This is a genomic window from Kitasatospora sp. MMS16-BH015 (assembly GCF_002943525.1).
Taxonomy (GTDB): domain Bacteria; phylum Actinomycetota; class Actinomycetes; order Streptomycetales; family Streptomycetaceae; genus Kitasatospora.
This window is the reverse complement of the sequence record NZ_CP025394.1, coordinates 2393814-2413108: the sequence shown is the minus strand read 5'-3', so window position 1 is coordinate 2413108 and position 19295 is coordinate 2393814. Positions and strand designations below refer to the sequence as shown.

The window sequence follows — 19295 nt, the reverse complement described above, 5'->3', positions numbered from 1 at the left end:
GCTGTCCCCCCGAGGTACTAGGGGCTTCGCGCGGTGGGTACCGGATTCTGGCATGGAGTCCATTGTGGCTCGCCTACGGACGGCCGGTCGAGGCGGGGGCCCGCGCACGCGGTCAGGTCGCGGCGGGCCACCCGGCCACGGGACGACTCTGGCCGCTGCGCAACGGTTCGGTCAAGACCTCGCTTGCAACGATTTCAGTATCTTGCTGAAACATTTTTCACCCACTAGCGTCCAGCCACCGCCCCCAGCCTTCGGCCGGGGGTGCCCCCTCACGCAGTGACAACTCCAGACGGGAGCCCGCAGTGGCCGCAGAGCCGTACCGCCGACCACGCAGCACCAGCCGCCACGCCAGAGCCGCCGCCCCGCTCGCCGCCGCCCTGCTGGCGGCCGCCCTCGGTGCCGCGCCCACGGCCGCCGCCACCCGGCAGACCCCGCCCACCGACGCGGCGCTCGCCTCCACCGCCGCCCGGCACGACCTCACCCGCGAGCAGTTCTACTTCGTGCTCCCGGACCGCTTCGCCAACGGTGACACCGGCAACGACACCGGCGGCGTCACCGGCAGCCGGCTGGACAACGGGCTCGACCCCACTGACAAGGGCTTCTACCACGGTGGTGACCTGCAGGGGCTGATCGACCGGCTCGACTACATCCAGGGCCTGGGCACCACGGCGATCTGGATGGCGCCGATCTTCAAGAACAAGCCCGTCCAGGGCACCGGCGCCGACGCCAGCGCCGGGTACCACGGCTACTGGATCACCGACTTCACCCAGGTCGACCCGCACTTCGGCACCAACGACCAGCTCAAGGAGCTGATCGCCAAGGCGCACGCCAAGGGCATCAAGGTCTTCTTCGACGTCATCACCAACCACACCGCCGACGTGCTCGACTACAGCGAGCAGAAGTACGACTACCGCTCCACCGGCGCCTACCCGACCCTGGACGCCGAGGGCCGCCCGGTGGACGAGACGGCGCTGGCCGACGCCCGGGCCAAGTGGCCGAAGATCACCGCCGACTCCTTCCCGTACAGCCCGGTGTACCGGACGCCGGCGGACGCGCACGCCAAGACGCCGGACTGGCTCAACGACCCTGCGCTCTACCACAACCGGGGCAACTCGACCTTCGCCGGCGAATCCGCCACCGAGGGCGACTTCTCCGGCCTGGACGACCTGGACACCCAGAACCCGGCCGTGGTGAAGGGCTTCGAGCAGGTCTACCAGGACTGGGTGGCCAGGACCGGCGTCGACGGCTTCCGGATCGACACCGTCAAGCACGTGAACATGGCCTTCTGGCAGCAGTGGGCGCCCGCGCTCAAGCAGTTCGCCGCCAAGCAGGGCAACAAGAACTTCTTCATGTTCGGCGAGGTCTACTCCGGCGACCCGGCGATCACCTCCCCGTACGTGACCCGGGGCAAGCTCCAGGCCACCCTGGACTTCCCGTTCCAGCAGGCCGCCCGCGGCTACGTCTCGCAGAACGGCTCGGCCAAGCAGCTGGCCGACCTCTACGCCCAGGACTACCGCTACGCGAGCGCCGACACCTCGGCCTACGAGCTGCCGACCTTCACCGGCAACCACGACATGGGCCGGTTCGGCTCCTTCCTGCGCGCCGACAACCCCTCGGCGAGCCCGGCGGAGCTGGTACAGCGGGACCAACTCGCCAGTGAGTTGCAATTCCTGACGCGCGGTCAGCCCGTGATCTACTACGGCGACGAGCAGGGCTTCACCGGCGCGGGCGGCGACAAGGACGCCCGGCAGGACATGTTCGCCTCCAAGACGGCCTCGTACAACGCCGATCCGGTGATCGGCGGCACGCCCGGCTCGGCCGACCGGTACGGGCAGGGCGGCGCGCTCTACCAGGGCATCGCCGGGCTCGCCCAACTGCGCAAGGAGAACCCGGCGCTGGCCGACGGCGCCCAGGTCGAGCGGTACGCCGCCGATGGGCCCGGGGTGTACGCCTTCTCCCGGATCGACGCCAAGCAGCAGGTCGAGTACCTGGTCGCGGTGAACAATGCCGCCACCGCGCAGAGCGTCCAACTGCCCACGTACAGCGCACAGATGGGTTTCGCGCCGATCTACCCGGCCGCCGGGCCGCAGCTCACCACCGGCGCCGACGCCAGGCTGGCCGTCACCGTGCCGCCGCGCAGCGCCGTGGTCTACCGGGCGGCGGCGAAGCTGGCCAAGACGGCCGCCGCGCCCGCGATCACGCTGCGGGCGCCCGCCGAGGGCTCGACCGGGCCGGTCACCGTGGGGGCGCAGGTGCCCGGCGGCGGATACGACCGGGTGTCCTTCGCCGCGCAGGTGGGCAACGGCCCGTGGGTCAAGCTCGGCAGCGCCGACAACGGGGACTACCGGGTGACCCAGGACCTGACCGGGGTGGCCCCCGGCACGGTGGTCACGTACAAGGCCGTGGTGCAGGCCAGTGGCGGTCAACTCCGCTCGGTGACGGGCAGTTTCACCACCGGTGCGCCGGCCCCCAAGCCGGTGCCGAGCGCGAGCAGCCGTCCGTACGCGGTGGTGCACTACCAGCGCAGGAACGGTGACTACGACGGCTGGAACCTCTACGCCTGGGGCGACCTGGCGGACGGCGAGTCCACCAACTGGCCGGACGGGCACGGCTTCACCGGGCGGGACGCCTACGGGGCCTTCGCCTACGTGAAGTTGAAGGAGGGCGCCGCCGACCTCGGCTTCATCGTGGAGAACAACGGCACCAAGGACGTGGCCGCCGACCGGCACATCGACCTCGGGGCGACCGGGGAGATCTGGCTCAAGGAGGGCGACCTGGCCGTCCACCTGACCGACCCCGACCCGGTGGTGCCGGTGCCCGAGGGCAAGGCCGTCATCCACTACCACCGCGCCGACGGCAGGTACGACGGCTGGGGCCTGCACGACTGGACCGGCGCCGCCACGCCCACCGACTGGGGCGCGCCGCTCCAGCCCGCGCGCAAGGACGGCTTCGGCGACGTCTTCGAGGTGCCGCTGGCGCCCGGGGCGACCAGCCTCAGCTACATCCTGCACAACGGTAACGACAAGGATCTGCCGAACGACCAGTCGCTGGATTTCGCCACCAGCGGCCGCGAGGTGTGGATTCTCGGCGGCCAGGAGGGATATCTGCTGCCCGAGACGGCCGGCGCCTCGGCCCAGCTCGACCTCTCCACCGCCCGTGCCCAGTGGATCGACGCCACCACGGTGGTCGTTCCGGCCGGGTACGGCGCGGGTGACGCGGCGTTGGCCGGCGGCACCAGCGCGCAGCTGCTCTACGACCCGGCGGGCGGGCTGAGTCTGGACAAGGGCGTGCTGAGCGAGCCCGGGCAGTGGCTCCGGCTGAATCCGGGCGTTCTCACCGACGCGGAGAAGGCCGAGTACCCGCACCTGGCCGGTTACCGAGCCTTTCATGTCGACCCGCGCGACACCGGTCGGGTAAAGACCGCGCTGCGCGGCCAGGTGGTCTTCACCGAGCACCTGCCCAGCGGTGCGCTGCTCGCCGCCACGGGCGTCCAACTGCCCGGCGTGCTGGACGACCTGTACGCCGCGAAGGCCGCCGCCACCACGCTGGGGCCGGTGGTCAACCGGGGTCGTGCGTCGCTGGCCCTCTGGGCGCCCACCGCCCAGCAGGTCTCGGTGCAGCTCTACGACACCCCGACCGGCGGCACGCCCACCACGGTGGCGATGAAGCGGGACGACAGCTCGGGCGTGTGGAGCCTCAACTCCGCCGGGCCGGCCGGGAAGTACTACGTCTACCAGGTGCGGGTCTGGGCGCCGAGCGTGCAGCAGACGGTGACCAACCTGGTCACCGACCCCTACTCGGTGGCGCTCAACGCCGACTCCACCCGCAGCCGGATCACCGATCTGGCCGAGGGCTCGCTCAAGCCGGCCGGCTGGGACACCCAGGCCACCCCGCCCGCGATCCCGGCGACGAAGCAGCAGATCCAGGAGCTGCACGTCCGTGACTTCTCGGTGGCCGACACCACCGTGCCGGCCGCACAGCGCGGCAGCTACCTGGCGTTCACCCAGTCCGGCTCGGCCGGCATGCAGCACCTGAAGGACCTGGCCAAGGCCGGTGTCACCACCGTGCACCTGCTGCCCACCTTCGACATCGCCTCCATCCCGCCCCGGGACAAGCAGCAGCTGCCCGCCTGCGACCTGGCCGCCCTGGCGGCCGACAGCCCGAAGCAGCAGGAGTGCCTGCAGGCCGTGCAGGCCCAGGACGCGTACAACTGGGGCTACGACCCGCTGCACTACACCGTGCCGGACGGCGCCTACGCCACCGATCCGGACGCCCGCACGCTGCAGTACCGGCAGATGGTGCAGGCCCTGCACGCGGCAGGGCTGCGGGTGGTGCTGGACGTGGTCTACAACCACACCGCCGCCTCCGGCCAGAGCGACAAGTCGGTGCTGGACAAGGTCGTCCCCGGCTACTACCAGCGGCTCGGCGCGGACGGGAAGGTGACCACGGACAGCTGCTGCGCCGACACCGCGCCCGAACATGCCATGATGAACCGGCTGGTGGTCGATTCGGTGACCACCTGGGCCAAGCAGTACAAGGTGGACGGCTTCCGCTTCGACCTGATGGGCCTGGACCCGAAGCGGACCATGCTGGACGTGCAGTCCGCCCTGCGCGGGCTGACCAAGGCCAAGGACGGGGTCGAGGGCAAGGACCTCTTCCTGTACGGCGAGGGCTGGAACTTCGGGGTCGTCGCGAACGACGCCCGGTTCGTCCAGGCCACCCAGCAGAACATGGCCGGCACCGGGATCGCCACCTTCGACGACCGGCTGCGGGACGCCGGCCGGGGCGGCAACTTCATGCTCTCCTCGGCGCCCCGGCAGGGCTTCGCCTCCGGGCTGTACACCGACCCGAACGGCTCGGCCGACAACGGCACCCCGGAGGAGCAGAAGGCCCGGCTGCTGCACCAGATGGACCAGTTGAAGGTGGGCCTGGCCGGCAACCTGGCCGGATACGCCTTCACCGACAGCGCGGGCAAGGCCGTCACCGGCGCGGGCGTGGACTACAACGGCGCCCCGACCGGCTACGCGGCCCAGCCCGGCGAGGCGGTCGAGTACCTGGACGCGCACGACAACACCGACCTGTTCGACGCGCTCGCCTACAAGCTGCCCACCGCCACCTCGCCCGCCGACCGGGCCCGGATGCAGGCGCTCGGCCTCTCGCTCACCGCCCTCGGCCAGGGCCCGGGCTTCGCCCAGGCCGGCAGCGACCTGCTCCGCTCCAAGTCGCTGGACAGCAACTCCTTCGACTCGGGCGACTGGTTCAACGCCGTCCACTGGGACTGTGCGCAGGGCAACGGCTGGGCGCACGGCCTGCCGATGAAGGCCGACAACGGCTCGATGTGGCCCACCGCGGCCAAGCTGCTGGCCGACCCCCGGCTGACGGTGGGCTGCGCGGATGAGCAGGCCGCCTCGGCGATGTACCAGGAGTACCTGGGCATCCGGCAGTCCTCGCCGCTGTTCTCGCTGGGCAGCGCCGCCGAGGTGCAGCGCCGGCTGAGCTACCCGCTCTCCGGCACGGCGGGGGAGACCCCGGGGGTGATCACCCTGCACCTGGACGGCACCGGGCTGGCCGGGGCCGAGCGCGGGCTCACCGTGGTGTTCAACGCGACGCCCACCGCGCAGACCCAGACCGTGCCGGGCCTGGCCGGAACTCGACAGAGTCTGCATCCGATCCAGTTGGCGGGAAGTGACCAGACGGTCAAGCGGTCCGCCTTCGACGCGGTGACCGGCGGCTTTACCGTCCCGGGCCGGACTGTCGCGATCTTCGTTCAGGGCTGACGCAGGTTCTTCACAACTCCTGGGCCTCGCCGACCGGCGGGGCCCAGGCCTGTTATGGCTGAAAACAGTCGGTCGAAAGCGGCCTGAGGTGACATACGGGTAGCCGGGGGCGCTGCTGAGGGGTGGCGTCGGGAGGGTGGCGGTCTACGCGGGGAGCTCCTCGCCGGCGCCCGACCGATCGTCCGGTCCGTGGGCAGGTCAGGCGGGTCGGAGCTGGGCGGACGGCTCTTGACGGAGCGTTGGCCCGGGCGGGGGGAAGTCTTGGCCGGGGCTTGGTGCAGCGGCCCGTGAGCTTTGCCCGGCGCCGGACGTTTATTGGCCAATCCATGGCATGCATCTGTCATTCACGGGTTGTTTGCTGCCACGATTCCACCGGCTGCGGATGAGAGGTCCCCCACCCCCGGCGCAGCTGATCCAGCGCAAGTTCGGCGCATCGCACATTCTGCACCGCTCCTTAATGCACCGCACCCCTCCGCGCACAGGCGGCTGGGGGCCCCCGCTGCGCCGCAACCCCGCGGCCCAGGTTCTCTCCACCGCTCGTGCACCCCGCGACCGGTCGGAAAAGGAGTCAGCATGTCCCGCTACACACCTCGGGTGACCATGGCCGCTCTGGCCGCGACCACCGCCCTGCTGGTGACCGGCATCCCGGTCATCGCCAGTGCCTCGCCCTCGGCTCCGCAGACCGTGGCCGCGCAGCAGGCCGCCGTGGCCAACCGCGCCGCGCTGATCGCCGACGCCGGCCAGCAGAGCGCCTCGATCGCGCAGAGCCTGGGTCTCGGCAGCCAGGAGAAGCTGGTCGTCAAGGACGTCATCGCCGACGCCAACGGCACCAAGCACTTCCGCTACGAGCGCACCTACGCCGGCCTGCCCGTGCTCGGCGGCGACATGATCGTGCACCAGACCGCCGGCGGCGTCATCAAGGGCGTGGACAAGGCGAGCAACGCCCAGCTCGTCAACATCAACACCACCCCCGCGCTGGCCGCCCCGAAGGCCCAGGCCGCCGCGCTGGCCGCCGAGTCCGGCGCCGCGCTGGACACCGCCCCGCGCCTGGTGGTCTACGCGGCCAACGGCACCCCGACCCTGGCCTGGGAGACCGTCGTCTCCGGCAAGGAGTCGGACGGCACCCCGAGCAAGCTGCACGTGGTGACGGACGCCAAGACCGGCGCGGTGCTCTTCAAGAACGAGGGCATCAACACCGGCACCGGCACCGGTGTCTTCGTCGGCCAGGTCACCATCGGCACCACGCTGTCGGGTTCGACGTACCAGATGAAGGACACCACCCGCGGTGGCGGCTACACCACCAACATGAACAACGGGACGTCCGGCAACGGCACCCTGTACACCAAGTCCACCGACGTGTGGGGCAACGGCTCGGCCAGCAACAGCGAGTCGGCCGCGGTCGACGCCCACTACGGCGTCGGTATGACCTGGGACTTCTACAAGAACACCTTCAACCGCAACGGCATCCGCAACGACGGTGTCGGCGCGTACTCCCGGGTGCACTACGACTCGAACTACACCAACGCGTTCTGGGACGACGCCTGCTTCTGCATGACCTACGGCGACGGCTCGGGCAACACCCACCCGCTGACCGAGATCGACGTCGCGGGCCACGAGATGAGCCACGGCGTCACCGCGGCCACCGCCAACCTGAACTACTCGGGTGAGTCCGGCGGTCTCAACGAGGCCACCTCGGACATCATGGGCACCATGGTGGAGTTCTACGCGAACAACCCCAAGGACAACCCCGACTACCTCATCGGCGAGTTGATCGACCTCAACGGCAACGGCACGCCGCTCCGTTACATGGACCAGCCCTCCAAGGACGGCCAGTCGGCCGACTACTGGAGCTCCACGGTCGGCAACAAGGACGTGCACTACTCCTCCGGCGTGGCCAACCACTTCTTCTACCTGCTGGCCGAGGGCAGCGGCGCGAAGACCATCAACGGGGTCAACTACAACTCCCCGACCTCGAACGGCTCGACCCTCACGGGCATCGGCCGCGACAAGGCCGCGCAGATCTGGTACCGCGCGCTCTCCACCTACATGACCTCCACCACCAACTACGCCGCCGCGCGGACCGCGACCATCAACGCGGCCAACGACCTGTACGGCGCGGGCGGGGTCGAGGCCACCGCGGTCGCCAACACCTGGGCCGCCGTCAACGTCGGGTCCGTGGTGAGCAACTCGCCGACCGTGACCAACCCGGGTTCGCAGACCACCCAGGTCAACACCGCGGCCAGCCTGCAGATCAAGGCCAGCGGCGGCACCGGCGCGCTGACCTACTCGGCCACCGGCCTGCCGACCGGCCTCTCGATCAACGCCTCCACCGGCCTGATCTCCGGCACCGCCACGGCCACCGGCACCTACAACGTGACCGTCACGGCCAAGGACACCGCGGCCAAGACCGGCTCGGCCTCCTTCACCTGGACGGTCAACACCGGTGGTGGCGGCGGCTGCACCGGCACCCAGCTGCTCGGCAACCCGGGCTTCGAGACCGGCACCGCCGCCCCGTGGACGGCAACCGCCGGCGTGGTCGACAACAGCGCCTCCCAGGCCGCCCACGGCGGCTCCTGGAAGGCCTGGCTGAACGGCTACGGCTCGGCCCACACCGACTCGCTCTCGCAGACCGTCTCCATCCCGGCCGGCTGCAAGGCGACCCTGAGCTTCTGGCTCCACATCGACACCGCCGAGACCGGCACCACCCAGTACGACAAGCTCACCGTCTCGGCCAACGGCACCGCGCTGAAGACCTACTCCAACGTGGACGCGGCCACCGGCTACACCCAGCGCTCGATCGACCTCTCGGCCTACGCCGGCCAGAGCGTCACCATCAAGTTCAACGGTGTGGAGGACTCCTCCCTCCAGACCAGCTTCGTGATCGACGACACCGCCGTCACGACCAGCTGAACCACCGCCCCGCAGGGGGTGGCACCGTGATCGACAGGTGAGCGGGGCCCGGCGTCTTGGACGCCGGGCCCCGTTTCGTGCTGCCGGTCAGCCCACGGTCGGGATGGTCTTCGCCAGTTCGGCGCCCTTCGCGGCGAGTGTGGCCGGCACCTCGGCGCTTCGTCGCCCGAACCGGACGCCCCCACCTCGCGCGGGCCCGAGGCCGAACCGTTGCGCGGGAGAGCTTGACGGGCCCGGCGCGCGCTCGTAAGTTCGGCGCACTGCAAGTTTCCAGCAAGTTTCAGTCTGGTTTGCAGGATCTTTCTTCGGCAACCCCCCACCCCTGCCGTCGCCCTGGAGACACCGTGGTCACCACCCCCGCCCGCCTTCGGCGCGCCCGCGCGGCCGTCGCCGCGCTCTCGATATGCACCGGGCTCACCTTCGCCCCGGCCGCTCACGCCACCCCGCCCGCCGCCAAGGACGTCACCGCCACCCTCTTCGAGTGGACCTACGCCTCGGTGGCCAAGGCCTGCACCGACACCCTGGGCCCGAAGGGCTACGGCTTCGTCGAGGTCTCCCCGGCCCAGGAGCACATCCAGGGCCCGCAGTGGTGGACCTCGTACCAGCCCGTCAGCTACAGGATCGCCGGTCGCCTCGGCGACCGCGCCGCCTTCCAGTCGATGGTGAACACCTGCCACGCGGCGGGCGTCAAGGTGATCGCCGACGCGGTGATCAACCACATGAGCGCGGGCTCCGGCACCGGCACCGGCGGCACGGTGTACACCAAGTACAACTACCCCGGCTACTACCAGGACCAGGACTTCCACTCCTGCCGCCAGCCGATCACCAACTACAACGACCGCTCCAACGTGCAGAACTGCGAGCTGGTCAACCTCGCCGACCTGGACACCGGCAGCGCCTACGTGCAGCAGACCATCGCCAACTACCTGAACGACCTGGGCAGTCTGGGTGTGGACGGCTACCGGATCGACGCCGCCAAGCACATCGCCGCGACCGACCTGGCCGCCATCAAGGCCAAGATGAGCAACCCCAACACGTACTGGGTGCAGGAGGTCATCTACGGCGCGGGCGAGCCGATCCAGCCCACCGAGTACACCGGCACCGGGGACGTGGACGAGTTCCGCTCCGGCACCTGGCTCAAGAGCGCCTTCAACGGCGGCACGATCGCCTCGCTGTCGAACTGGGGCTCCGGCCTGCTGCCCAGCGCGCAGGCCCGCACCTTCGTCGACAACTGGGACACCGAGCGCAACGGCTCCACCCTCAACTACACCTACGGCAACACCTACACGCTGGCCAACGTCTTCATGCTGGCCTTCCCGTACGGCTCGCCCAACGTCTACTCCGGCTACTCCTTCACCAACACCGACGACGGCCCGCCCAACGGCGGTACGGTGAAAGCCTGTTACACCAACGGCTGGAACTGCGTGCACGCCTGGCAGCAGGTGGCGAACATGGTGGGCTTCCGCAACGCGGTGGCCGGCACCGGGGTCACCAACTGGTGGTCGAACGGCGCCAACGCGATCGGCTTCGGGCGCGGCAGCAAGGGCTACCTGGCGATCAACCACGAGGCCTCGGCGCTCACCCAGACCTTCCAGACCTCGCTGCCGGCCGGCTCCTACTGCGACGTGGAGCACGGCGACCCGGCGGGCGGCGGCTGCACCGGCCCGAGCTACACCGTCGGCAGTGACGGCAAGTTCACCGCCACGATCGGCGCGGGCGATTCGGTCGCGCTGTACGTCGGCGCGCCCGGCAGCGCCACGGCCGCGCACGGTGCCTCCTTCGCTGTCAACGCCACCACCAGCTTCGGCCAGAACATCTACGTGGTCGGCGACAGCGCGGCGCTAGGCGGCTGGGACACCACCAAGGCGCTGCCGCTCTCCTCGGCCGCGTACCCGGTCTGGAAGCTGGACGTCACCATGGCGGCCGGCAGCTCCTTCCAGTACAAGTACCTCCGCAAGGACGCGAGCGGCGCCGTCACCTGGGAGTCCGGGGCGAACCGCACCGGCACCGTCCCGGCCAGCGGGATGCTCGCCCTGAACGACACCTGGCGGAACTGACCCGGCCCGCAGCCGAGACGGCCGCCCGGTCACGGCCCTCGGTCCGAAACCGCTCGAAGGAGTGGATCACCGGCCGCGGCCCGGATCGTGGTGGCACCCCGCTGACAGCATCGCGGGGTGACCACCACCTCCGCCGTCCTGACCCTGCAGCTCCACGGCGGCCGCTGGGACGGCGCGGCCAAACGCGTCCGCGCCGCCGCCCCGCCGCCCTCGCTCCGGCTGCCGCTCCGCCGCGACCTGCCGCGCCCGGAGGCGGGGGAGTACTGGCCGACCACCAGCGTCTACCGGCTGGACGGCCACCGCTACCGGCACTCCCACGACGAGTAGCCCGCCGGCCGGCGGCCCGGGCCCGGCCGGCTCGGCGCAACCGGCTCGGCGCCGATGCCTCAGCGCGGCCGGCCAGGCCCCGGCGGCCCGGGCCCGGCCGGTTCAGCGCAACCGGCTCGGCGCCGATGCCTCAGCCCCGGCCGATGTACGGCATGGTGGTGGCCATGACGGTGGCGAACTGCACGTTGGCCCCCAGCGGCAGCTCGGCCATGTGCCGGACGGTGCGGGCCACGTCGGCCACGTCCATGGTCGGCTCGGGGGCGATCCGGCCGTCCGCCTGCGGCACGCCGGCGGCCATCCCGGCGGTCATCTCGGTGGCGGCGTTGCCGATGTCGATCTGGCCGCAGGCGATCGAGAACGGGCGGCCGTCCAGCGAGAGCGACTTGGTCAGGCCGGTCACGGCGTGCTTGGTCGCGGTGTAGGCGATGCTGTGCGGGCGCGGCACGTGGGCCGAGATCGAGCCGTTGTTGATGATCCGGCCGCCCTGCGGGCGCTGGGCCTTCATCTGCCGGAAGGCGGCCTGGGCGCAGAGGAAGGCGCCGGTCAGGTTGAGGTCGACCACCGCCCGCCAGTCGGCCAGGGCCAGCTCGTCCACCGGCACGGGGGTGCCGAAGCTGCCCGCGTTGTTGAAGAGCAGGTCGACCCGGCCGAACCGTTCGGCGGCGGTGGCGAAGAGGGCCTCGACCGCTGTCTGATCGGTCACGTCCGTGGGCACCGCCAGCGCTCCCGGCGCCCGCTCCGCCGTCTCCGTGAGCGGCCCGGGCCGCCGCCCGGCCAGCACCACCCGCCAGCCGGCCGCGGCCAGCTCCACGGCGACGGCCCGCCCCACTCCGGTGCCTGCTCCGGTGACGACGGCGATCTGCTCGGACATGCTCGGCTCCTCGGCGCGGTGGGTGCGGTGGGTGCGGTGGGTGCGGTTCCGGGTCTGGCTCTCATGATCGCCCGGCGGGGCCCCGCCGGGCAGTTGGAGGAGTCTCCAAGCCGCCGTCCGGCCCCCGCCGATCGGCGGGTACCCGCACTTTCGCACCGTTGACCGCAACCGGGATTCCCGACCTTCACGTCATAGGATTCACCTCGCCCCACCCCAGGGGCCACCGCCCGGTCGGCCGGGCGTGATCTCGGTCGGAGAAGATAGTCACCGTGCAGCCGCTGTCGCAGACCCGCTCCCGTGCCCTCCTCCTCGGAGCCGCCGCCCTCGCCCTGGCGGGCACCCTCTCGGCCTGCGGCAGCACCCCCAGCACCCCGGCCGCGGACGCCAAGGCCGGCAAGTCGGCCGCTGCGCAGAGCCCCTCGGCCGCGCAGAGCTCCACCCCGCCGCCGAAGCCCTCCAAGGTGCTGATGCCCACCGGCCCGGCCGCCGACTTCAAGACCGCCCGCACCACGGGCGCCGGCCCGATCCTGATGACCACCCTCACCGGCAAGAAGTCCGGCGTGAGCGGCAAGGTCTGGGTCTGGCTCCCGCCGCAGTACAACGACCCCAAGTACGCCAAGTACGGCTTCCCGGTGCTCACCCTGTACGCGGGCGGCCAGAGCGCGGGCTACAACACCTGGACGGACAACCAGCTGCCGATCCAGGAGGCCGACGCGACGATGGCGCAGCAGGGCACCGCCCACCCGTTCATCATGATCATGCCGGTGCAGAACCTGGACTCCAACGAGTCCAAGGCGCTGGAGTGCAGCGACATCCCCGGCCAGCCCAAGATCGAGACCTGGATGGCCGAGGACATCCCGGACTTCGTCCGGGCCAACTTCCGCACGGTCAAGGGCCGGGACGGCTGGGGCGTGATGGGGGCCTCCACCGGTGCGTTCTGCAGCGCCAAGCTGGCCATGCAGCACCCCGAGGTGTTCAAGGCCGCCGTCCCGATCGACGGCTACTTCGTGCCGGACTCCCCGCTCTGGAAGGGCCACGAGACCGAGCGCCTGGCCAACAGCCCCGACATCCTGGTCAGCCAGAGCAAGGCCGACGTGCGGATGCTCGCCACCTCCGGCGGGGCCAACGCCTACGAGACCAAGCTGGTCAAGGCCTGGCTGGCCAAGGCCGCCGCGCCGCTCACCATCGACTACTACGAGCAGCCCGGCGGCAAGCATCTCACCTCGGACTTCAAGAAGATGATCCCCAACACGCTGGAGTGGCTCACCAAGAACCTCTCCGGCCCGCAGACGGACTGACCGCCGCGGACGGACGGGCCGCCGCCGCGGTGCGGGCCGCTCAGGACTCCGCGTACTTCTTGATCCCGTCCAGGTAGCCCGACTCGGGGTGGGACTCCGCCGCGTGCCGGTAAGCCGGGTTGCCCGGCGTCCACTGGTCGACCACCAGGGCCAGCTCGGTGCCGCCCTCGACCGCCGTCAGGGTGTGGGTCATCCGGCAGTGCGTCTCGGCGTGCCGCTCGTTGTGCCCCGGGCCGGGGTGCTGGCGGTAGCCGAACACCTGCAGCGGCTCGTACGCGGTGATCTCGCCGTACACCTGGACCACCCGCCGGCCCTCGGCGTCCTCGCCGAAGAACTCGACCCGGGCGCCGAGTTCGAAGGTGGAGTCGATCGAGCAGCCGTAGAGTGTGGCCCGGGTGCCCTCGGAGGTGGTCAGGGCGGCCCAGACCCGCTCCGGCGGGGCGGCGATCAGCAGGCGGTAGGCGAGGGGCCGTTCGTGAGTGTCTGTCATAGCCGCAGCGTAGAACCATGTTCCGACAGCCGGTGGGCGCCCGACCCATCCGCAGGGCTCTGACCTGCACGTCAATCAGACATTGATTCGACTCTGATGAGCTGTCGTCACCCTGGAGACCGAGCCCGGGGCCCGCAGTGAGAGCGGGGCCCCGCGCAGGCTCAGCCGCCACCAGCTTGTGAAGAGAGTGCGATGCCGACCTACCTGCTGCCCGTCGAGTCCCCCGTGGTGCCCGCCCAGTCGGTGCGGGAGCGCGACGTCCAGCCGGCCGTCGAGCCGATGCCCTTCGCCGGGCTCCAGCTGGTGCACGCCGCGCTCCGCCGCGACCTGGCCCGGCTGCCCAACGCCCTGCGACTGCTCCAGCCCGAGGACACCGTCGCCGCCGAGGCGCTCCAGCGGCACTGGGACTTCATCACCGCGATGCTGACCTGCCACCACGAGCAGCAGGACACCCGGCTCTGGCCGCTGCTGCGCCGCTTCGCGCCCGAACTGCGGCTGCTGCTCAACTGGTTGGAGTCGGACCACCACAATCTGGACCACTCCTTCACCCGGGTCACCACCCTGGTGCGGATCGCCACCCGGGACCCGGCCAGCGCCTGGCCGGTGGCCTACGCGGTGGAGGAGCTGGCCGCCCGGCTGGAGACCCACCTGCGGATCGAGGAGCGCCAGCTGCTGCCCCGGATGGCCGGCGTCTTCGCCCCCGGCTCCCGGATCGGCACCCTGCCCGAGCTGCTCGACCTGCTGGCCGCTGCCGACGGCCCGGCCCCGGCCGACGCCCTGGTCTGGCTCCTGGAGGGCGTGGACGAGGAGCAGATCGACCGCCTGATCGCCGACTGCGACGACACCACCGCCCGCCAGTGGCCGCACTGGCGCGCCACCTACGCCCGCTGCACCAGCGGCCTCTGGGGCACCCCGACGGTCTGAGCCCCGGAGGTCAGCCCTTCTTGGCGGCGGCCAGGATCTTCACCGTGGTGTGGAAGAAGCGCGAAGTCCCGCTTCCTCGGTACGACTTGGGGAAGGCCGCCGCCGGATTGCCACCGAGGCGGCCGTCCTTGAGGTGCATCACGGTGAACACCGCACCCGGGGTGCCCCCGATGATCTCCCAGTCGCCCTTGGGCGAGACCACCGGGAAGGTGTACTCCGCCGGCAGCGGCTCGGAGAGGAACACCACGCAGAGCCGTACCTCCGGTGTCACCTCCACCCCGGCGAACGGGTCGGCCGCGACCAGCTCCTCGACCTCCTCGACGGTGCGCAGCATCACCGGCACCTCGTACCCGAGCTCCGCCGCCAGGTGCTCCTCGATCCGCCGGGTCAGCGCGGCCCGGTCGGCCTCCTCCGTCGTGAAGAAGACGTTGCCGCTCTGGATGTACGAGCGGACGCCGCCGAGCCCCAGCTCGGTGAAGAGCGCCCGCAGCCGCTCCATCTTCACCGTCCGGCCGCCGACGTTGACGGCCCGCAGAAACGCGATGTAGGTGGTCACCCGGCCAGTCTGCCGCATCTGTCACAGCCTCCTGGCAGACTCGGCCCCATGACGACTTGGCAGGATTTCGAGCAGCAGGCACCCGACCTGGCCCCGCTGGTGCGGGCCTGCTTCGAGGCCCACAAGCACCACGTGCTGGCCACGGTGCGCAAGGACGGCTCGCCCCGGGTGAGCGGCACCGAGGTGGCCTTCCTCGGCGCCGACCTGACCATCGGGTCGATGCACGGCGCGCTCAAGGCCCGCGACCTCCAGCGGGACGGCCGGTTCGCGCTGCACGCCCACCCGGGCGACGAGGCGATGAAGGGCGGCGACGCCAAGCTGGCCGGCCGGGCCGTCGAGCTGACCGACCCGGTCGACCTGATGGCCTACGAGGCCGACTACGGCGATCTGCCGCCCGGCCCGTACCACGCCTTCCGGTTGGAGCTCACCGAGGCCGTGCTCACCACCGTGGAGGACGACCAGCTGGTCATCCGCTCCTGGCGCCCGGGCGAGGAGGCCCGCCGGATGACGCGCAGTTAGCGCACGGAGCTCGGCGCCCCCGGCGTCAGAGCACGGATTTCAGCGCCTCCGGCGTACGGGCCACCACCGCGTGGCCGTCGTCGGCGGTGATGATCGGGCGCTGGATCAGGATCGGGTGCTCGGCCAGCGCGGCGATCCAGCGCCTGCGCTCGGCAGCTTCCTTCGGCCACTGCTTGAGGCCCAGCTCCTTGCCGATCGGCTCGTCCACCCGGGTGATCTCCCAGGGCTCCAGGCCGAGCCGCGCCAGGATGTCCTCGATCTCCGCCGTGTTCGGCGGGTCCTCCAGGTACCGCCGCACGGTGTAGCCCATCCCGGCCGCGTCCAACTCGCTGATCGCCGTGCGGCACTTGCTGCACTTCGGGTTGATCCAGATCTCCATGCCGCCCAGCGTAGAGCCCTCAGGGCTTGGCGCTCGCCCGCCCGGACGGGCTCGCGCTGCCCGACGCCGTGGTGTCCAGGTACCGGAACTCGGCCGCGTACTTCTCGACCTTGGTGACGTACCCCTGGGTCTCCGCGAACGGCGGCACGCCCTGGTGCTTGGCCACCGCGCCCGGGCCGGCGTTGTAGGCGGCGAGCATGTTGCGGGTCGGGTCGCCCGGCACCGAGGCGGTCTGCTTGGCGAGGTAGCAGTCGTACCTGGCCTGGGCCGGGATGGCGTCGGCGGGGTCGTACACGTCCTTGACCCCGTCCCCGTTGCCGTCCACGCCGAACTCCGCCCAGGTGTCCGGGGTGAACTGGGCCACGCCCATCGCGCCCGCCGAGGAGACGGCCTTGGCCTCGAAGCGCGACTCGGTGTACAGCTGCCCGGCGAGCAGCGAGGGGGAGACGGCCGGACAGGTCTTGGCGGCCCGCTCGATCAGCGGCACCAGGGCGGCCGGCACGGTCGGCTTGGCCGGCCCGCGCAGCAGCAGCACCGCCGCCGCCACCCCGCCCGCCAGCACCACCACGGCCGCCAGGAGGAGGATCCAGCTGCGGCGCCGCCGCTTGGGCACGCTCTCGGTGGTGCTCATCGCTCGGGTCTCCTCCGGCCCGTCATAACCGGCCGCGTACCGGGTAGTAACACGGCGACGGACCGACGGAGGGGGCAGTGGTCATGGACAGTGCCGCGATCATAGAACAGCTGATGACAGCGGGCGGCAGGGAGGACCCGTACCCGCTGTACCGGCGGGCGCAGGAGCTCGGGGCCGTCACGCCGGCCGGCGAGGGCATCATCATGGTGAGCGGCTACCGCGAGGTCAACGAGGTGCTCCGGGACGGCGCCTTCCGGGTGGCCGACGCCGAGCTGCGCAGCCGGTGGGAGGAGGGCTTCCACGACCACTCCTCGAAGCTGCTGCTCAGCCTCTCGCTGCTGGAGCGCAACGAGCCCGACCACAGCCGGATGCGCTCGCAGATCGCCTCGGTCTTCACCGCCCGCAGAGTCGCGGCCCTGGAGCCGGCCGTGGCGGCCGCCGTCGACCGCCTGCTGGACGAGATGGCCGAGCTCGGCGCGGGTGGCGCCGAGGTCGACTTCATGGAGACCTTCGCCTACCGGCTGCCGGTCACCGTGATCTGCGAACTGCTCGGGGTGCCGACGGCCGACCGCCACCTCTTCCGCGGCCTGGCCGCCGACCTCACCGCGGCGCTGGAGCCGATCGCCCCCGAGGACGAGCTGGCCAAGGCCGACGGCGCCGCCGACGAGCTCTCCGACTACTTCACCTCGCTGGCCGGCGAGCGGCAGGCCCGGCCGCAGGACGACCTGGTCAGCGCCCTCGTCCAGGTGGCCGCCGCCGACCCGGGGCGGCTCTCCGGCCGGGAGCTGCTGGCCAACCTGGTGCTGCTGCTGGTGGCCGGCTTCGAGACCACCACCAACCTGCTCGGCAACGGGCTCTCGCTGCTGCTCGACCACCCCGGGGCGCTGGCCGGGGTCCGCTCGGGCGCGGTCGACCCGGCCGGCTACACCGAGGAGGTGCTGCGCTACGACTCGCCCGTCCAGGTGACCTCCCGGGTCTCGCTCGGCAACGGCCTGAAGATCGGCGACCTGGAGGCGCCGTACGGCTGGATGTCCTTCCTGCTGATCGGCGCCGCCAACCGCGACCCGCAGCGCTACCCCGACCCGGACCGGTTCGACCCCACCCGGCGCGACAGCCGCCCGCTCAGCTTCGGCGGCGGCGCCCACTTCTGCCTCGGCGCCCAGCTGGCCCGGCTCGAATCCACCCTCGCCATGCCGGCCCTGCTGCGCCGCTTCCCGGCCCTGGCCCGGGCCGGCGCCCCCACCCGGCGGGACCGCTGGGTGCTGCGCGGCTACCAGAGCCTGCCGATCACGCTCGGCTGAACCGGCTCTTTCGTCCCTCCGGCTGAACCGGGTCCTTCGTCCCGTCGGCTGAACAGGGTCTTTCGCCCCGTCCGATCGGGGACCTTCGCCGCCGTGCGGTCGGCCCGAACCCGGCCACCATGGAGGCAGGAGGTCCCCACCTTGTCCTCGCCTGCCCCGTCCACCACCGCCGCCGCGCGGCGCAACCTCACCCCGTCGCAGGGCGCCACCGCCCCGCGCTGGGTGCTCGCACTGCCGCTGCTGCTGATCGCCGTCGACCTGGTCCTGGAGTACGCCCTCCCGGACACGGTCGCGGCCGGCTTCCTGCTGACCGCCCTGCCGGTGGTGGTCGCCTTCGCGCTCGGCCCGGCGGCGGTCGGCGCCGGCACCCTGCTGGCGATCGGGCTGCAGCTCCTGCTCGCGGCGCGGGTCGGCCACGTTTCCGAGCAGCACCACGTCTGGGTGTACGTCTCCACGGCCCTGGCCGGGGTGCTCGGCGCCGCGCTCTCCTGGCAGCGGGTGCGGCGCGAGCGCGACCTGGTCCGGGTCCGCACCGTGGTGGAGACCCTGCAGCGCACGGTGCTGCGCCCCGTCCCCGGCCGGGTCGGCGGGCTGCGGACGGCCGGGCTCTACCGGCCCGCGGTCGCCGACGTGGCGATCGGCGGCGACCTGTACGAGCTGTGCGAGACCCGGTACGGCACCCGGGTGCTGCTCGGCGACGTCCGGGGCAAGGGGCTGGACGCCGTCCGGATCGTGGCCGACGTGCTCGGCGCCTTCCGGGCCGTGGCGCACGAGACGGCCGGGCTGGCCGAGCTGGCGGAGCAGCTGGACCGGCAGGTGCTGCGGGCCGCGGCGGAGCGCGGCGACGAGGAGCTGTTCGTGACGGCCGTGCTGCTGCAGCACCGGCCGGGCTCCACCAGCTGCGAGCTGGTCAACCGGGGTCACCTCGAACCCGTCCTGCTCACCCCCGGGTCGGCCGCCCTGGTCTCCTGCCCGGAGGGTCTCCCCCTGGGCCTCGGCCAGCTGGCCGCCGCCCCGGCCGAGACGTTGAGCCTCGCCCTGGCCCCTGGCCACACCCTGCTGCTCTACACCGACGGCATCAGCGAGGCCCGCGACCGGGCCGGCGCCTTCTACCCCCTCACCGAACGCCTCACCACCCTCCCGGGCACCGACCCCGAGGCCGTGGTCGCCTTCCTCGACCAGGACGTCCGCCGCCACTCCTCCCCGCTCACCGACGACTTGGCCGTCCTGGCCCTCACCCCCGCCCCCTGACAGA

At 71.6% G+C, this 19295-nt stretch carries 14 protein-coding genes; 9 read left to right on the top strand and 5 right to left on the bottom strand.

All coding sequences use genetic code 11. The features are described from left to right. The first annotated feature begins 302 nt into the window (after positions 1-302). The 4 genes from pulA to CFP65_RS10380 all read left to right on the top strand — a co-directional run bounded on the left by pulA (position 303) and on the right by CFP65_RS10380 (position 11071). Entirely contained in the window at positions 303-5777 is a 5475-nt protein-coding gene (gene pulA / locus CFP65_RS10395; protein WP_104815838.1) for a pullulanase-type alpha-1,6-glucosidase, read from the top strand. Between the two features lie 573 nt (positions 5778-6350). Further along, entirely contained in the window at positions 6351-8687 is a 2337-nt protein-coding gene (locus CFP65_RS10390) for a M4 family metallopeptidase (protein WP_104815837.1), read from the top strand. A gap of 344 nt (positions 8688-9031) precedes the next feature. Then, positions 9032-10744: a carbohydrate-binding module family 20 domain-containing protein gene (locus CFP65_RS10385; protein WP_104815836.1), complete on the top strand. Its 1713-nt coding sequence runs from the start codon at positions 9032-9034 to the stop codon at positions 10742-10744. A gap of 117 nt (positions 10745-10861) precedes the next feature. Then, a complete protein-coding gene (locus CFP65_RS10380; protein ID WP_104815835.1) occupies positions 10862-11071 on the top strand; it encodes a hypothetical protein in 210 nt (69 codons plus the stop codon). Positions 11072-11201: 130 nt separating this feature from the next. Here CFP65_RS10380 and CFP65_RS10375 read toward each other — a convergent pair whose 3' ends face one another. Continuing rightward, complete coding sequence (locus CFP65_RS10375; RefSeq protein WP_104815834.1) at positions 11202-11942, bottom strand: SDR family oxidoreductase; 741 nt, start codon at positions 11940-11942, stop codon at positions 11202-11204. Positions 11943-12211: 269 nt separating this feature from the next. Here CFP65_RS10375 and CFP65_RS10370 point away from each other — a divergent pair, with 269 nt between their 5' ends. After that, complete coding sequence (locus CFP65_RS10370) at positions 12212-13240, top strand: esterase family protein (RefSeq protein WP_104815833.1); 1029 nt, start codon at positions 12212-12214, stop codon at positions 13238-13240. 40 nt (positions 13241-13280) lie between these two features. Here CFP65_RS10370 and CFP65_RS10365 read toward each other — a convergent pair whose 3' ends face one another. Beyond that, positions 13281-13730: an SRPBCC domain-containing protein gene (locus CFP65_RS10365; protein WP_104815832.1), complete on the bottom strand. Its 450-nt coding sequence runs from the start codon at positions 13728-13730 to the stop codon at positions 13281-13283. A gap of 192 nt (positions 13731-13922) precedes the next feature. Here CFP65_RS10365 and CFP65_RS10360 point away from each other — a divergent pair, with 192 nt between their 5' ends. Then, positions 13923-14654, top strand: coding sequence for a hemerythrin domain-containing protein (locus CFP65_RS10360; protein WP_104815831.1), 732 nt, complete (start codon positions 13923-13925; stop codon positions 14652-14654). 10 nt (positions 14655-14664) lie between these two features. On the opposite strand, the gene CFP65_RS10355 is transcribed toward CFP65_RS10360, so the two are convergent. Next, complete coding sequence (locus CFP65_RS10355) at positions 14665-15210, bottom strand: DUF1697 domain-containing protein (protein WP_254552320.1); 546 nt, start codon at positions 15208-15210, stop codon at positions 14665-14667. A gap of 48 nt (positions 15211-15258) precedes the next feature. Here CFP65_RS10355 and CFP65_RS10350 point away from each other — a divergent pair, with 48 nt between their 5' ends. After that, a complete protein-coding gene (locus tag CFP65_RS10350) occupies positions 15259-15729 on the top strand; it encodes a pyridoxamine 5'-phosphate oxidase family protein (protein WP_104815829.1) in 471 nt (156 codons plus the stop codon). Positions 15730-15754: 25 nt separating this feature from the next. Here the strand turns inward: CFP65_RS10350 and CFP65_RS10345 are convergent, their stop codons facing one another. After that, positions 15755-16108: an ArsC/Spx/MgsR family protein gene (locus CFP65_RS10345; RefSeq protein WP_104815828.1), complete on the bottom strand. Its 354-nt coding sequence runs from the start codon at positions 16106-16108 to the stop codon at positions 15755-15757. Between the two features lie 19 nt (positions 16109-16127). After that, a complete protein-coding gene (locus tag CFP65_RS10340) occupies positions 16128-16739 on the bottom strand; it encodes a lytic transglycosylase domain-containing protein (protein ID WP_104815827.1) in 612 nt (203 codons plus the stop codon). Positions 16740-16822: 83 nt separating this feature from the next. Between CFP65_RS10340 and CFP65_RS10335 the strand changes: the two genes are divergently transcribed. Next, on the top strand, positions 16823-18040 hold the full coding sequence (locus tag CFP65_RS10335; protein WP_104820764.1) for a cytochrome P450: 1218 nt from the start codon (positions 16823-16825) through the stop codon (positions 18038-18040). Between the two features lie 141 nt (positions 18041-18181). Next, positions 18182-19291 carry a PP2C family protein-serine/threonine phosphatase gene (locus CFP65_RS10330; protein ID WP_158702123.1) on the top strand — a complete coding sequence of 370 codons (1110 nt, stop codon included), beginning with the start codon at positions 18182-18184 and terminating at the stop codon, positions 19289-19291. Positions 19292-19295 lie beyond the last annotated feature (4 nt).

What these genes read in the sequence shown, in the direction of transcription:
- CFP65_RS10390 (WP_104815837.1), top strand. Translation starts at nt 6,351, where the DNA reads ATGTCCCGCTACACACCTCGGGTGACCATGGCCGCTCTGGCCGCGACC.
- CFP65_RS10375 (WP_104815834.1), bottom strand. Translation starts at nt 11,942, where the DNA reads ATGTCCGAGCAGATCGCCGTCGTCACCGGAGCAGGCACCGGAGTGGGG.
- CFP65_RS10365 (WP_104815832.1), bottom strand. Translation starts at nt 13,730, where the DNA reads ATGACAGACACTCACGAACGGCCCCTCGCCTACCGCCTGCTGATCGCC.
- CFP65_RS10360 (WP_104815831.1), top strand. Translation starts at nt 13,923, where the DNA reads ATGCCGACCTACCTGCTGCCCGTCGAGTCCCCCGTGGTGCCCGCCCAG.
- CFP65_RS10350 (WP_104815829.1), top strand. Translation starts at nt 15,259, where the DNA reads ATGACGACTTGGCAGGATTTCGAGCAGCAGGCACCCGACCTGGCCCCG.
- CFP65_RS10345 (WP_104815828.1), bottom strand. Translation starts at nt 16,108, where the DNA reads ATGGAGATCTGGATCAACCCGAAGTGCAGCAAGTGCCGCACGGCGATC.
- CFP65_RS10340 (WP_104815827.1), bottom strand. Translation starts at nt 16,739, where the DNA reads ATGAGCACCACCGAGAGCGTGCCCAAGCGGCGGCGCCGCAGCTGGATC.
- CFP65_RS10335 (WP_104820764.1), top strand. Translation starts at nt 16,823, where the DNA reads ATGGACAGTGCCGCGATCATAGAACAGCTGATGACAGCGGGCGGCAGG.